This window comes from Streptomyces sp. MAR4 CNX-425 (genome assembly GCF_048656465.1).
GTDB lineage: Bacteria > Actinomycetota > Actinomycetes > Streptomycetales > Streptomycetaceae > Streptomyces.
The window spans coordinates 273,250-286,831 of the sequence record NZ_JBMDLF010000005.1; the positions used below are offsets into that span (position 1 = coordinate 273,250).

The 13,582-nt window shown below is 74.8% G+C and carries 13 protein-coding genes; 9 read left to right on the top strand and 4 right to left on the bottom strand.

The window, feature by feature from the left end; all coding sequences use genetic code 11:
* Positions 1 to 135: 135 nt before the first annotated feature.
* From ACHZ99_RS16790 to ACHZ99_RS16805, 4 genes are all read left to right on the top strand, one after another.
* Positions 136 to 1,050, top strand: a complete 915-nt coding sequence (locus tag ACHZ99_RS16790) for a glycine betaine ABC transporter substrate-binding protein (protein ID WP_420305406.1) — start codon at positions 136 to 138, stop codon at positions 1,048 to 1,050.
* A gap of 163 nt (positions 1,051 to 1,213) precedes the next feature.
* Positions 1,214 to 1,957 (top strand): hypothetical protein, encoded by a 744-nt coding sequence (locus ACHZ99_RS16795; protein ID WP_420305407.1) that lies wholly within the window; start codon positions 1,214 to 1,216, stop codon positions 1,955 to 1,957.
* A 76-nt stretch (positions 1,958 to 2,033) separates the two neighbouring features.
* A complete protein-coding gene (locus ACHZ99_RS16800; RefSeq protein ID WP_420305408.1) occupies positions 2,034 to 3,170 on the top strand; it encodes a P1 family peptidase in 1,137 nt (378 codons plus the stop codon).
* A gap of 74 nt (positions 3,171 to 3,244) precedes the next feature.
* The gene (locus tag ACHZ99_RS16805; protein ID WP_420305409.1) at positions 3,245 to 4,621 is read left to right on the top strand and encodes a glutamate decarboxylase; all 1,377 of its coding nucleotides are present in this window, start codon (positions 3,245 to 3,247) and stop codon (positions 4,619 to 4,621) included.
* 80 nt (positions 4,622 to 4,701) lie between these two features.
* Here ACHZ99_RS16805 and ACHZ99_RS16810 read toward each other — a convergent pair whose 3' ends face one another.
* Positions 4,702 to 6,264, bottom strand: coding sequence for an amidohydrolase family protein (locus ACHZ99_RS16810; RefSeq protein ID WP_420305410.1), 1,563 nt, complete (start codon positions 6,262 to 6,264; stop codon positions 4,702 to 4,704).
* A gap of 86 nt (positions 6,265 to 6,350) precedes the next feature.
* Between ACHZ99_RS16810 and ACHZ99_RS16815 the strand changes: the two genes are divergently transcribed.
* Positions 6,351 to 6,812 carry a MarR family winged helix-turn-helix transcriptional regulator gene (locus ACHZ99_RS16815; RefSeq protein ID WP_420305411.1) on the top strand — a complete coding sequence of 154 codons (462 nt, stop codon included), beginning with the start codon at positions 6,351 to 6,353 and terminating at the stop codon, positions 6,810 to 6,812.
* Between the two features lie 33 nt (positions 6,813 to 6,845).
* Here ACHZ99_RS16815 and ACHZ99_RS16820 read toward each other — a convergent pair whose 3' ends face one another.
* Both ACHZ99_RS16820 and ACHZ99_RS16825 read right to left on the bottom strand, forming a co-directional pair.
* Positions 6,846 to 7,949 carry a calcium:proton antiporter gene (locus tag ACHZ99_RS16820; RefSeq protein WP_420305412.1) on the bottom strand — a complete coding sequence of 368 codons (1,104 nt, stop codon included), beginning with the start codon at positions 7,947 to 7,949 and terminating at the stop codon, positions 6,846 to 6,848.
* Between the two features lie 137 nt (positions 7,950 to 8,086).
* Entirely contained in the window at positions 8,087 to 9,028 is a 942-nt protein-coding gene (locus ACHZ99_RS16825; protein WP_420305413.1) for an AraC family transcriptional regulator, read from the bottom strand.
* Positions 9,029 to 9,109: 81 nt separating this feature from the next.
* Between ACHZ99_RS16825 and ACHZ99_RS16830 the strand changes: the two genes are divergently transcribed.
* Together ACHZ99_RS16830 and ACHZ99_RS16835 are read left to right on the top strand one after the other, a co-directional pair.
* Entirely contained in the window at positions 9,110 to 9,961 is an 852-nt protein-coding gene (locus ACHZ99_RS16830) for an NmrA family NAD(P)-binding protein (protein WP_420305414.1), read from the top strand.
* Complete coding sequence (locus ACHZ99_RS16835; RefSeq protein WP_420305415.1) at positions 9,954 to 10,469, top strand: DUF1772 domain-containing protein; 516 nt, start codon at positions 9,954 to 9,956, stop codon at positions 10,467 to 10,469. Before ACHZ99_RS16830 ends, ACHZ99_RS16835 begins: the two co-directional genes overlap by 8 nt.
* Positions 10,470 to 10,625: 156 nt before the next feature.
* On the opposite strand, the gene ACHZ99_RS16840 is transcribed toward ACHZ99_RS16835, so the two are convergent.
* Positions 10,626 to 11,129 (bottom strand): PepSY domain-containing protein, encoded by a 504-nt coding sequence (locus ACHZ99_RS16840; protein ID WP_420305416.1) that lies wholly within the window; start codon positions 11,127 to 11,129, stop codon positions 10,626 to 10,628.
* A 130-nt stretch (positions 11,130 to 11,259) separates the two neighbouring features.
* Here ACHZ99_RS16840 and ACHZ99_RS16845 point away from each other — a divergent pair, with 130 nt between their 5' ends.
* Entirely contained in the window at positions 11,260 to 11,952 is a 693-nt protein-coding gene (locus ACHZ99_RS16845) for a response regulator transcription factor (RefSeq protein WP_420305417.1), read from the top strand.
* Positions 11,945 to 13,546, top strand: coding sequence for a sensor histidine kinase (locus tag ACHZ99_RS16850; protein ID WP_420305418.1), 1,602 nt, complete (start codon positions 11,945 to 11,947; stop codon positions 13,544 to 13,546). The genes ACHZ99_RS16845 and ACHZ99_RS16850 overlap by 8 nt, the downstream gene beginning before the upstream one ends.
* The last annotated feature ends 36 nt before the right edge of the window (positions 13,547 to 13,582 follow it).

Genomic DNA, 13,582 nt, shown 5'->3' on the forward strand with positions numbered 1-13,582 from the left:
GCCCCCCTCGGCGTCACCACACCGGCCCTCCCCCTCGAATTCGTTGCCCCGTAACGCTGTTGGGAACAGTAGTGCTTCCACCCCGAGGGGCACTAGGCTGACGAAATGTCCACCGGGGGAGAGGTTACGCGCGCGTTGGATCGACGCAGGTTCCTGGGAGCCGTGGCCGCGGGGGCGCTGGCGCCCACCGCCCTGGCCGCCTGCGGTGCCGATGAGGCACCGGGCCTGGCGAAGGCCCCGGCGCAGAAGGACCGGGGGACCGTCACCATCGGCTTCGTGGCCTGGGACGAGGACATCGCGGTCACGGAGCTGTGGAAGCAGCTGCTCGAATCCAAGGGGTACCGGGTCGAGGCCGTCCAGCAGGACGCCGTTCCCGACCTGTTCCGGGGGGTGGCCGAGGGCCGGTTCGACGTCTTCATGGACGCCTGGCTGCCGAGCACCCACACCGAGCCGTGGGCGCGGTACGGCGGCTCGGTCGTGGACATCGGCCCCTGGTACGAGCCCGGCGATCTGGGTCTGGCCGTGCCCCACTACGTCGACGAGGTCGAGTCCCTGGTCGATCTGCCGGAGCACGCCGACCTCTTCGACGGGACGATCGTCGGGATCGAGCCGACCGCGGGCCTGACCAGGACCATCGACAAGTCGGTGATCCCGGAGTACGGCCTGGCCGACACGTACCGCCAGCAGGCCGAGGACACCGGCACCATGCTGGCGGCCCTGGACAGCGCCTACGCCGAGGAGCGCCCCGTCCTGGTGGGCATGTGGCGCCCCCACTGGGCGTTCTCCAAGTACGACATCCGCTACCTCGACGACCCCGCCGACGCCTTCGGCGACCCGGACAAGCTGCACACGATCGTCTCCCGGGACTTCCACGGCCGGGGCGACAACGAGGCCCTGGAGTGGCTGCGGAACTTCCGGGTGACGCCGAACCAGCTGCAGGGCCTGGAGGCCGCGATCCAGGAGGCCGGCGGCGCGGAGCGCAAGACCGGCGCGGTGGAGAGCTGGATCGGCGACAACGAGCCCCTCGTCCGGCAGTGGCTGCCGATCTGACCCTCCCGTAGGCGGTGGCGGGTGGCGCGGGCCGCCTCCGGACCGGGGGTGTGGGCGCCGCCCGGGGCCGGGCCGACCGCCGCCCGCTGCTCCGCCCATGCGGGTGCTTTGCCCTGAATGTACGATTTTGGCGTTGCCCTTTCCTCCCAAGGAAGGAAGTCCGATGCCCCGTACGCGGAAAGCGACCCTCGGCGCCCTGGGCGCCGCCGCGCTCTGCGCGACCGCCCTGGTCGGCACCGCAGGCGCCGCCCCGGCACAGGACGACAACGGCGTCGCCGACCAGAGCGCCGCGGACATAGCCGCCCAGGCCCGGGACGCCTTCGCCGGCGCCCGGTCCATGCACCTCACCATGGAAACGCAGGGCTCGGGCCTGGAGAGCGACGACCCGACCCGCCTCGACCTCTCGGCCGACCGCTCGGAGAACTGCGTCGGCACCGTCGACTACGCCGCCGGTGGCGGGAGCCTGGAGCTGATCCGGCACGGCAACGACGTGTGGGTGAAGCCCGACGCCGCCTGGCTGGAGACCAACCTGCCGTCCGGCCGTTCGGAGGACGTCCAGCGGCTCGCGGGCAATTACCTCCAGGGCACGGTCCAGGACCGGGGTCTGGGCGACATTGCGGAGCTGTGCGGCATCGACGAGCTGGACGACGCCGTGGAGGACGCCACCACCGCGGACAACCTCCAGAAGGGCGCCGAGACGACCGTCAACGGCACGCCCGTCATCGAGGTCACCGGGCAGCACGACGGGGCGGACGTGACCGTCTCCGTCGCCACCCGGGGCACGCCGTACCCGGTGCAGGCCACGTCGCGGGGCGACGGCGAGGAGACCACGGCGAACTTCGCCTTCGACCAGCCGGTTCCGAACAGGACCCCGGCGCCCGGCGACACGGTCCCCTGGGGCGGCTGACGCCCGCCGGGCCCCGTTCGCCCGCCCGCTTCCCCGCTCTGCCGCGTTGTCGGTCCCGGGTGTGAGACTGGGGCGCATGAGCGAAGAGCGCGGGCGGGCGCGGGACATGGGCGTTCCGCTGGCCGGGGAGCCCGGGGAGTGGAACGCGGTCACGGACGTCCCCGGCGTCCACGTCGGGTACGTGACGCTGGTCGAGGGCGAGGACGTACGGACCGGGGTCACGGCCCTGCTGCCGCGCGGCCGCGACGGCGTCGGCACGCCGTGCGCGGCGGGGTGGCACTCGCTCAACGGCAACGGCGAGATGACCGGCACGGCGTGGCTGGAGGAGAGCGGCGCGCTCGCGACGCCGGTGCTCCTCACCAACACGTACGCGGTCGGGCCGGTGCACCGCGGCGTCGTGGAGTGGATGCGCGCGCACCGCGCGGACGCGGCGCCGGAGTGGCTGCTGCCGGTGGTCGCCGAGACGTGGGACGGGTATCTGCACGACATCCACGGCGACCACGTGGCGCCGGCGCACGCGGGCGCCGCCATCGACGCGGCGGCCGGCGGCCCGGTCGCGGAGGGCGGCGTCGGGGGCGGCACGGGCATGCGGTGCTACGGGTACAAGGGCGGCTCGGGGACGGCGTCCCGGATCGTGCGCTACGGGTCCGAGCGGTACACGGTCGGCGTGTTCGTGCAGGCCAACTTCGGGGCGCGGCGCGAGCTGGTGGTGGCGGGGGCGCCGCTGGGGCGGGAGCTGGCGGAGGCGGCGCGCCGCGGCGACCCGGGGCCGGGGGGCGGCGCCGGGCGGCCCGTGCCGCCGGGGGCCGGGTCCGTCATCGCCGTCGTCGCGACCGACGCGCCGCTGCTGCCCGGCCAGTGCAAGGCCCTCGCGCGGCGGGTGCCGCTGGGCCTCGCCCGTACGGGCACCACCGGCAGCCACTTCTCCGGCGACCTCTTCCTCGCCTTCTCCACCGCCAACCCCGGCGCTCTCACCAGCACGTTCCCCCCGCGCGTGGACCGGGACAGCGCCGACGACGCGCCGTACGAGACCCTGCGCTTCATACCCTGGGGCCGCGTCGACCCCTTCCACACCGCCGTCGTCGAGGCCGTCGAGGAGGCCGTGCTCAACGTGCTCACCGCCGCCGGGCCCATGACCGGCCGCGACGGGCACCACGTGCCCGCGTTCCCGCTCGCCGCCCTCGCGGGGCTGCCGCGGGCGCGTACGGGCTGAGCCCCGCGTGTCGGTCCGCGCCCCGCCGCGCCCGGCGCCCACGATGGGGGCGCCGAGGCGAGAGGAGCCGAACCGTGGCCCTGCACCAGACCGACCGCGCCGCCGCCGCGCCCTACGACGACGTCTACGCGACGCCCATCAGCGAGCACGCGCTGTCCCGGTACCGGATGCCGGAGGGGGTCTCCGACCCGCGCGCCGTCTACGCCCTCATCCACGACGAGCTTGCCCTCGACGGCAACGCCGCGCAGAACCTCGCGACGTTCTGCACCACCTGGGCCGAGCCCGAGGTGCACACGCTCATGGACGAGTGCCTCGACAAGAACATGGTCGACAAGGACGAGTACCCGCAGACCGCCGGCATCGAGAGCCGCTGCGTGCACATCCTCGCCGACCTGTGGCACTCCCCGCAGGGCGGAAGCACCATGGGCTGCTCCACGACCGGCTCCAGCGAGGCCGCGATGCTCGGCGGCCTGGCGCTCAAGTGGCGCTGGCGCAAGCGCCGCGAGGCCGCGGGCAAGCCGGCCGACCGGCCGAACCTGGTGTGCGGCCCGGTGCAGGTGTGCTGGGAGAAGTTCGCGCGCTACTTCGACGTGGAGCTGCGCCAGGTGCCGCTGGAGCCGGACGCCACCGGGCTGCGCCCGCACCAGCTGCGCGGATACGTGGACGAGAACACCATCGGCGTCGTCGCGATCCTCGGCGTCACGTACACCTGCGACTACGAGCCGGTGAAGGAGATCGCCGCCGAACTCGACGCGATCCAGGCCGACACCGGCCTCGACGTGCCCGTGCACGTGGACGCCGCCAGCGGCGGCTTCGTCGCGCCCTTCCTCCGCCCCGAGCTGGAGTGGGACTTCCGCGTGCCGCGGGTGGCCTCGATCAACGCCTCCGGCCACAAGTACGGCATGGCGCCCCTCGGGGTCGGCTGGGCGGTCTGGCGCTCCGCCGACCTGCTGCCGGAGGACCTGATCTTCCGCGTGAGCTATCTGGGCGGCGACATGCCCACCTTCGCGCTCAACTTCTCCCGGCCCGGCGGCGAGGTCGTCGCGCAGTACTTCAACCTGCTGCGCCTCGGCCGCGAGGGCTACCGCCGCGTCTACCGGGCGGCGGCCGGCAGCGCCGAGTGGCTGGGCGGGCAGATCGCCGCCATGGGCCCGTTCACGCTGCTGTACGACGGCCGCGGCGCGCTGCCGGCGGTGTCGTGGACGCTGACGGACCCGGCGCGCGCGGGCTTCACGCTGTACGACCTGACGGAGCAACTGCGGGTACGCGGCTGGCAGGTGCCGGCGTACCCGCTGCCGCCGCGGCGGCAGGAGACCGTCATCCAGCGGGTGCTGGTCAGGCACGGGATCAGCCACGACAAGGTCGAGCTGCTGGCGGCGGACGTCCGGGCGGCGCTGGCCCGGCTGGAGGGCGGCCCGGGCGCCCCGGCCCGCCCGGGCTTCCACCACTGAGACCGGGCCGGGCGCCGCCCGTCCGGTCCGCCCGCCCCGGGTCCGCCGGGCGCGGACCCGGCGGGCGGGGGCGCCGCGGCTCAGGCGAAGAGGTCCCGGTGGACGCCCACCGCGCGGAAGAGGCGGTCGCGGGACGCTTCGAGCTCGTGGCGCAGCCGGCCGGGGTGCGTGCCGAGGAGCCGGCCGCGCCACTTGCGGATCCGGCCGGCGACGATCACGGTCTCGACGTTGGTGCGGTCCATGAGCGAGACCACCGCGCCCGGCACGTGGTTGAGCGGGGCGACGTGGGGGGCGGTGGCGTCGAGCAGCACGATGTCGGCGTCCTTGCCGGGGGTGAGGGTGCCGGTGCGGCGGTCCAGCCCCAGGTGCGCGGCGCCGTTGACGGTCGCGTACCGCAGGACGTCCTGGACGGTGAGCAGCGGCGGGGTGCCCGGGGCGGGGACGGGGTAGGCGTTCGGGGGCGTGAAGTCGCCCTGTTCGAGGACCATCTGGTTGACGAGCATCCGCTGCATGGTCATCGCGGAGCGCATCAGCGTGAAGGGGTCGGCGGCCATGGTGGTCTCGACGTCGGAGCTGAGCGAGGGCTCCATGCCGAGCCGCTGCATCGTCAGGATGGGCGGTTCGCCGTGCCGCATGGACATCTCGATGGGGAACGCGACCGAGACCCGTACGCCGGCGTCGCGGGCGCGGCGCCAGGCGAGGTCGGACATGCCGGTCATGTGGATGAGCAGGACGTCGGGGCCGAGGCCGAGGTCGTTGCCGGTGCCGCCGGTGCCGCGGGCCAGGTCGTCGATGATCGGCCGGTATCCCGCGCTGGAGACGGCGTGCGCGGCGATCGGCAGGTCCAGCTCGCGGGCGATGCGCCAGGCGCGGGTGTAGACCTCCTCGGGCTGGTGGATCTCGCCGCCCATGACCATGGTCAGCAGCTGGTCCGCGGAGGAGAACCAGCGGTCCCGGAGGCGGTACGCGTCCTCGGGGTAGCGGGCTCCGGCGCGCCCGTCGCCCTCGAAGAAGCCGAACGCCGCGCGGCGCCCGGTGTCGGCGAGCGCCTGGACCGCGGCGTCGCTGTGCTCGGGGGAGTGGTGGATCTGGGAGACGTCGAGCACGGTGGTGACGCCGGCGTCGAGCTGGGACAGGCCCGCGGCGAGGGAGCTGAGGTAGACGTCCTGCGGCCGGTAGGCGGGCGCGAAGCGCTCCAGGACGTAGGCGACGTACGAGGGGTCGGCGCTGGGTGAGCCCGATCCGTCGTCCAGCAGCAGCCCGTTCGGGAGGAAGGCGCGCAGCGCGGTCTCGAACTGGTGGTGGTGCGTGTCGACGAAGCCCGGCATGACGATGCGCCCGCGGGCGTCGACGACTTCCGCGTCGCCGGCCTCGACGCGGGGCCGGACGGCGGCGATCTTCTCGCCCTCGACCAGGACGTCGGCGGTCTCGAAGTCGCCGACGCGGGGGTCCATCGACATCACGGCGCCGCCCCGGATGACGTACCGGCGGCCCCGGGGCGGCGCCCGGTGGCCGCGGTCCTCGCGGTCGCGGCCCGGTGCCGGCGCGGCCGGGCCCGCGGCGAACAGGCCGGTGCCCGCCGTGGCGGCGGCGGCCGTCGAGGCCCTGAGGAACGTACGGCGTCCGTGCCGGCGGCCGGTCATGCGGCTCTCTCCTCCATCGAGTTGATGTGTCACCTCGAAGCCTAGCCCGTTGAGTTGATTCGTCAACTCCCCGTAGGATGGCCCCCATGGCGGCGCACGCACTGACCGAACGCGAACTCCGCGCCTGGCGGACGTCCTTCCGGATGCTGGAGCTGCTGCGGACCCGGCTCGAACAGCAGCTCCAGGCCAGCAGCGGCCTCTCCAACGCCGACTACACCGTGCTCGCGCTGCTCTCCGAGGCGCCCGGCGGGCGGCTGCGCGTCTACGAGCTCGGCCGGGCGGCCGGCTGGGAGAAGAGCCGCCTGCACCACCAGCTGACCCGGATGGGGACGCGCGGGCTGGCCGCCCGGGAGCGCTGCGGCTCCCGCGGGATGTACGCGGTGATCACGGAGAAGGGCCGTACCGCCCTGGAGGAGGCCGCGCCCGGCCACGCCCGGGAGGTCCGGCGCCTGTTCGTCGACCGCCTCACGCCCGAGGAGCTGGACCGGTTCGCCGACCTCGCCGGCACGGTCCTCGACCACCTGCGGGCGGACGACCAGGCGCCGTGACGGCGCAGCGCTCGCGGGCGGGCCGCTACCCCGTCACGGCATCACGGCCAGCACGAGGTACGCGGCGAACAGCGCCAGGTGCACCCCGCCCTGCTGGAGCGTCGCCCGCCCGTGCGTCACCGTCAGCGTCCCCACCGCCACCGTCATCGTCAGCAGCACCAGCTGGTTCTCGCCCAGCCCCAGCTTCAGCGGCCCCTCCAGCCAGATCGACGCGACCGCGACCGTCGGGATCGTCAGCCCGATGCTCGCGATCGCCGAGCCGTACGCCAGGTTCAGGCTCGTCTGCACCCGGTCCCGCCCCGCCGCCCGCATCGCCGCGATCGACTCCGGCAGCAGCACCAGCAGCGCGATCGCCGCGCCCACCGCCGCCCGCGGCAGGTTCGCCGCGTCGAGGCCGTCCTCGATCGCCGGCTGTACGCCCTTCGCCAGCCCCACCACGCAGACCAGCGCGAGCAGCAGCAGCCCGAGGCTGAGCCGGGCCGCGCGCGGCGACGGGCGGTGCGCCGGGTCGTCCAGGTCGTCGATCACCTCGCCGCCGGGGGTCACGGGCAGGAACTTCTCCCGGTGCCGCACCGTCTGGGTCGCGACGAAGATCCCGTACAGCGCGATCGACGCGAGCGCGGCGAAGGCGAGCTGCGGCGCGGAGAAGACCGGGCCCGGCTCGCTCGTCGTGAACGTCGGCAGGACGAGGCTGAGGCCGGCCAGCGTCGCCACCGTCGCCAGCTGCGTGCCCGTGCCCTCGGCGCTGAAGAACGCCTCGCCGTGGCGCAGCGCGACCAGCAGCAGGCTGATGCCGACGATCCCGTTGCAGGTGATCATCACGGCGGCGAAGACGGTGTCGCGGGCCAGCGCGCTGGACTTGTCGCCGCCGTCGGCCATCATCGTGACGATCAGCGCCACCTCGATGACCGTCACCGCCACCGCCAGCACCAGCGCCCCGTACGGCTGGCCGATCCGCTCGGCGACCACCTCCGCGTGGTGGACGGCGGCGAGCACGGCGGCGATGAGGAAGAACGCGACGACGCCGGTGACGGCGCCGGAGAGCGAGCGCTGCCAGGTGAGGGCGAGCACCACGGCGGCGGCCACCGGCACGACGGCCGACCAGTGGAGGCGCCGGACAGCCGTGCGGACGGTCATGTTCCGACCCTGGCAGACGGCGGGTGCCGCTGCTCATCGTGAGCGGCCGGACGGCGGTCGTCCCGTACGCCCCCGGCGCGCCCCCGGTCCCGTACGCCCCGGTCCCGTACGCCCCCGGGCCGCGCCCGTACGTTCCCTCAGCCCGCCGCGCCCGCCAGCCGGTGCTCCTGCGGGCTCACCCCGTGCACCCGCTTGAACGCCGTGCTCAGCGCGAACGGGCTCCCGTACCCCACCCGCCGCGCCACCGCGCCCACCGTCGCGTCCGGCTCCCGCAGCAGGTCCGCCGCCAACGCCAGCCGCCACCCCGTCAGATACGCCATCGGCGGCTCCCCCACCAGCTCCGCGAACCGCCGCGCCAGCGCCGCCCGCGACACCCCCGCCCGCACCGCCAGCTCCGCCACCGTCCACGGGTGCGCGGGGTTGTTGTGCAGGAGCTTCAGCGCCCGCCCCACCACCGGGTCGCCCTGCGCCCGGTACCACCCCGGCGCCCGCGCCTCCGGCCGGGCGAACCACGCCCGCAGCGCCGCCACCAGCAGCAGGTCCAGCAGCCGGTCCAGCACCACCCGCTGCGCCGGCCCGTTCCGCGCGATCTCCTGCTCCAGCACCGGCAGCACCGGGCAGTCGCACATCTCCTTCGTCACCACCACCAGCCGCGGCAGCGCGGACAGCAGCCGCGCGCCGATCTCGCCGGTGTTCTCGTACGAGCCGATGAGCATCCGCGTCGTGCCGCCGCCGCCGTGCGCCCAGGTCCGTACGTCCGCGTCCAGCTCCGCGGCGAGGCTCTGCCCGTCCGGCGTCTCGCAGTGCCCGCCCGGGTGGATCACGGCCTGCGGCGCGGTGGCCGGGTCGTCGGCGAAGACGTACGGGTCCGGGCCGCGCATGATCGCGATCTCGCCCTCCCCCACCCGCACCGGCTCCGCGCCGTCGTACACCACCCAGGCCGTGCCGCTCGCCAGGGCCACGAGGGACAGCGGCGCGCGGTCCACGACCCGCACCGACCACGGCGGCTCCACGAGCGCGCGCAGCATCAGCGCCTCGTGCGCACGGGGGCTGTCGAGCAGTCCGGCAATCGAGTCCATACGCCTCAGGGTAGACGCTCGCGTATGCGATCGAGCCTGTGAACCATGGAGCGTCCAGCCCGCCGCGGCTTGACTGAGGACATGGCAAACCACAGCGAGCACAGCGACGCAACCGAGCGCAACGTCCACCTCGTCGTCGGCGGCACCGGCAAGACCGGCCGCCACGTCGCGGCGGCGCTGGCCGGGCGCGGCCACGCCGTCCGCGCCGTCTCCCGGCACAGCGAGACCCCCTTCGACTGGCACGACGCCGCCACCTGGGCGCCCGCCCTCCGCGACGTGCGCGCCGCCTACCTCACCTATCCGCCCGACCTCGCCGACCCCGCCGCGGCCGCCGCGATCCGCGCGTTCACCGGAACGGCCGTACGCGCCGGGGTGCGGCGGCTCGTCCTGCTCTCCGGGCGCGGCGAGCCCGAGTGCCACCCCAGCGAGGACGCCGTGAAGGAGTCCGGGGCCGAGTGGACCGTCGTCCGCTGCGCCTGGTTCATGCAGAACTTCGACGAGGACTTCCTCCTCGCCCCCGTCCTCGCCGGCGAACTCGTCCTGCCCGCCGCCGACGTCCCGGAGCCGTTCGTCGACACCCGCGACATCGCCGACGTGGTGGTCGCGGCCCTGACGGAGGACGGGCACGCTGGGAAGACGTACGAGCTGAGCGGCCCCCGGCTGCTCACCTTCGGCGAGGCCGCCGCCGAGATCAGCAAGGCCACCGGGCGGGAGGTGCGCTACGTGGCCGTCACCCCCGAGGAGTTCCGCGGCTTCGCCGCCGGGCACCTGCCGCCCGAGGTCGTCGGCATCTTCGCCGAGCTGTTCACGCGGATCCTCGACGGCCGCAACGCCCACCTGTCCGACGGCGTGCGGCAGGCCCTGGGGCGCGCGCCCCGCGACTTCGCCGACTTCGTGCGCGAGGCGGCCGGGAGAGGAGCCTGGAATGTCTGACTTCCGCACGGCGGTGCTGTTCGCGGCCGTCCTGACCACGGGGCTGAGCGCCGGGCTGTTCTACGTCTGGTCGTACTCGGTGATGCCCGGCCTCGCCCGCGCGAGCGACCGCAGCTTCGTCGAGACCTTCCAGCACATGAACCGGGCGATGATGAACGGCTGGTTCGCGCTCAGCTTCGGCGGCGCGATCGTCTTCCTGCTGCTGGCCGGCGGGCTGCTGCTCGGCGCGGACGGGGACCAGCGGTCGAAGGCGCTGCCGTGGGTGATCGCGGCGGTCGTGCTGTACGTGGCGATGCTGGTCATCACCTTCGCCGTCAACGTGCCGATGAACGACGAGCTGGACGCGGCAGGCACCGTGGACCGGATCAAGGACCTGGCGGCCGTGCGCGAGCGGATGGAGGACAGGTGGGTGCGGTGGAACAACGTCCGCTCCGTCGTCTCCGTGCTCTCCTTCGGCTGCGTGACCTGGGCGCTGCTGCAATACGGACGTGCCACCGGCAAGGGCTAGCGCCGGTGGCGGCCCCCGGCGGGTACGGGGGAGGGCCCCCGGCGGGGGCGCCGCGCGCGAAACGGGGAGTGGCGCGGGGCGGCCCGCCGGGGGCCCTGGGGGAGAGGGTCGGGGGTGCGGGGGTCGGGGACGGTGCGCGGCGGTGCGGCCGGGGGGTCAGTCGTCGCCGCGGTCGTCGTCCCGGTCGTCCCGGTCGTCCCGGTCGCCGTCGTCGTCACCGTCGTCACCGTCGCCGGTGCGGTCCGCGACGACCTCGCCGCTGTCGGCGTCGACGCCGACCTCGTACCAGGTCCCGTCGTCGCCCAGGATGTCGATCTCCCACCGGTGGGCCCCGCGGTCGTCGTCGTCGAACTCGGCCGACTCCACCGTGCCGGCCCGCTCCTGGAGCGCCGCCGCGACCGCGTCGTCGACGCTCACCTTCGCCGCCGCGAGCGCCTTGGCCTCGTCGCGGTCGTCGCGGGCGTCGTCGCGGTCGTCCCTGCCGTCGTCCCGGTCGTCGTCGCGCCCGTCGTCCCCGTCGTCGTCGGCCACCCGCACGTCCGCCGGCATCGCGGCGGCCTCCGCCCCGTCGTCGCCGTTCGAGACCGCGACCGCGGTCACCGTGCCGCCCGTGACCAGCGCGGCGGTGGCGACGGCGGCGATGACGATGTTGCGCTTCATGAGGGTTCCTCCCGCTTTCAGCGGCTCCTGCCGCTCTGTGCTGACGGAGACCAACGTGCCTGAGCGATCCTGAAGGCACCCTGAAGCCACCTGAAGAGCTCTTCAGCTTCGGTTTGCGACCCTGGTGGGCATGCGACTGCTGATCGTCGAGGACGAACGACGCCTCGCCACCTCCCTCGCCCGCGGGCTCGCCGCCGAGGGCTTCGCCGTGGACGTCGTGCACGACGGCGTGGAGGGCCTGCACCGGGCCACCGAGACCGACTACGACCTCGTCGTCCTCGACATCATGCTCCCCGGCATGAACGGCTACCGCGTCTGCTCCGCCCTCCGCGCCGCCGGCGACGAGACCCCGATCCTCATGCTCACCGCCAAGGACGGCGAGTACGACGAGGCCGAGGGCCTCGACACCGGCGCCGACGACTACCTCACCAAGCCCTTCAGCTACGTCGTCCTCCTCGCCCGGGTACGCGCCCTGCTGCGCCGCCGCGGCCGCACCGCCGCGCCCGTGCTGCGCGTCGGCGCCCTCGCCGTCGACCCGGCGGCCCGCCGGGTGCACGTCGGCGGGACGGAGGTGACGCTGACGACCAAGGAGTTCGCGGTCCTGGAGGTGCTGGCGCAGCGCGCCGGCGAGGTGGTCAGCAAGGCCGGGATCCTCGACCACGCCTGGGACTTCGCCTACGACGGCGACCCCAACATCGTCGAGGTCTACGTCAGCGCGCTGCGCCGCAAGCTCGGCGCCCGCACCATCCAGACCGTACGCGGCGCCGGCTACCGCCTCGCCGACCCCGAGCGGCACGGCGCCGGCGGCGGTTCCGGTGCGTAGTCCGTTCTCCTCGGTACGCGCCAAGGCCGCGGTCGGCGCGACCGCCGTCGTCGCGCTGGCGCTGGTCGCCGCGGGCGTCGCCGTGCTGCTGGTGCTCCGCTCCAACCTGCACGACCAGGCCGAGCTCCAGGCCGAGGTGAACGCCCGCCGGGTCGCCACCGACCTGAGCAACGGCATCCCGCTCGCCGACGCCGACCTCCCCGACGACAGCCCCATGGTCGTACGCGCCGACGACGGCGCCATCCTGAAGGTGAGCGACGACCTCACGCACCTCGACGGCGCCGGCGGCGGCGCCGTCGACCCCCCGCCCGAATCCCGCGCGGAGAGCGCCCCGGCCCCCACCCCCTCGCCCACCCCGTCGCCCACCGGCGACGACGACGCGGACGACGCGGACGACGACTCCGACGACACCGACTCGGATTCGGACTCGGACTCGGACTCGGATTCCGACGACGACGCGGACGGCTCCGACGGCTCCGGCGACTCCGGCGACGACCCCGGCGACCCCCGCCGCGGCGAGGTCTCCGACGAGCCGGAGCGCGACGAGGGCCGGGCCGTCCTCGACGGCGAGGTCGGCGACTACAGCTTCGCCGGCCTGAAGGTCACCACCCCCCGGGACCAGACCTACACCGTCTGGGCCGGCGTCCCCCTCGACACCGAGCAGAACGCCGTCGGCACCGTCGGCCGCGCCATGCTCGCCGGCCTCGTCCCCCTGCTCGCCGTCGTGGCCGCCGTGACCTGGCTGGTCACCCGGCGCGCGCTGCGCCCGGTCGAGGGCATCCGCGGCGAGATGGCCGCCATCACCGCCTCCACCGACCTCTCCCGCCGCGTCCCCGAGCCCGCCAGCCACGACGAGGTCGCCCGGCTGGCCCGTACGACCAACGAGACCCTCACCGCGCTGGAGGAGTCCGTCGAGCGCCAGCGCCGCTTCGTCGCCGACGCCTCCCACGAGCTGCGCAGCCCCATCGCCTCGCTGCGCACCCAGCTGGAGGTCGCCGCCGCCCACCCCGACCTCCTCGACCTCGACGGCGCGGTGGCCGACACCGTGCGGCTCCAGGGCCTCGCCGCCGACCTGCTGCTGCTGGCCCGGCTGGACGCCGGTGAGGAGCCGGCGGGCAAGCCGGTCGCGCTGGCCACGCTGGTCCGCGGGGAAGTGGAGCGGCGGCGGTCGGAGGACCGGGGCCGGGTGCCGGTCGTCGCCGGGGAGGTCGCCGACGCGACCGTGACCGGCTCGCGCGGCCAGCTGGCCCGCGTCCTCGGCAACCTGCTGGACAACGCCGTACGCCACGCCGCCGCCCGGGTCGAGGTGCGGCTGCGCCGCGAGGGCGCGTGGGCGGTGCTGGAGGTCGCGGACGACGGCGCGGGGGTGCCGGCGGCGGACCGGGAGCGGATCTTCGAGCGGTTCGTACGCCTCGACGACGCGCGCAGCCGCGACGACGGCGGCGCGGGCCTGGGGCTGGCGATCGTGCGGGACGTGGTCGTACGGCACGGCGGCTCGATCGGCGCCGGCGACGCCCCGGGCGGCGGGGCGCTGTTCACCGTACGCCTGCCGCGGACGGACGCGGACGCCGCTCCGGACGCCCCCGCCGACTGATCCTTGGCCGCCGCGCCAACCTTCCGCGGCCGTCCT

What these genes read in the sequence shown, in the direction of transcription:
- ACHZ99_RS16795 (WP_420305407.1), top strand. Translation starts at nt 1,214, where the DNA reads ATGCCCCGTACGCGGAAAGCGACCCTCGGCGCCCTGGGCGCCGCCGCG.
- ACHZ99_RS16800 (WP_420305408.1), top strand. Translation starts at nt 2,034, where the DNA reads ATGAGCGAAGAGCGCGGGCGGGCGCGGGACATGGGCGTTCCGCTGGCC.
- ACHZ99_RS16810 (WP_420305410.1), bottom strand. Translation starts at nt 6,264, where the DNA reads ATGACCGGCCGCCGGCACGGACGCCGTACGTTCCTCAGGGCCTCGACG.
- ACHZ99_RS16815 (WP_420305411.1), top strand. Translation starts at nt 6,351, where the DNA reads ATGGCGGCGCACGCACTGACCGAACGCGAACTCCGCGCCTGGCGGACG.
- ACHZ99_RS16820 (WP_420305412.1), bottom strand. Translation starts at nt 7,949, where the DNA reads ATGACCGTCCGCACGGCTGTCCGGCGCCTCCACTGGTCGGCCGTCGTG.
- ACHZ99_RS16825 (WP_420305413.1), bottom strand. Translation starts at nt 9,028, where the DNA reads ATGGACTCGATTGCCGGACTGCTCGACAGCCCCCGTGCGCACGAGGCG.
- ACHZ99_RS16830 (WP_420305414.1), top strand. Translation starts at nt 9,110, where the DNA reads ATGGCAAACCACAGCGAGCACAGCGACGCAACCGAGCGCAACGTCCAC.
- ACHZ99_RS16835 (WP_420305415.1), top strand. Translation starts at nt 9,954, where the DNA reads ATGTCTGACTTCCGCACGGCGGTGCTGTTCGCGGCCGTCCTGACCACG.
- ACHZ99_RS16840 (WP_420305416.1), bottom strand. Translation starts at nt 11,129, where the DNA reads ATGAAGCGCAACATCGTCATCGCCGCCGTCGCCACCGCCGCGCTGGTC.
- ACHZ99_RS16845 (WP_420305417.1), top strand. Translation starts at nt 11,260, where the DNA reads ATGCGACTGCTGATCGTCGAGGACGAACGACGCCTCGCCACCTCCCTC.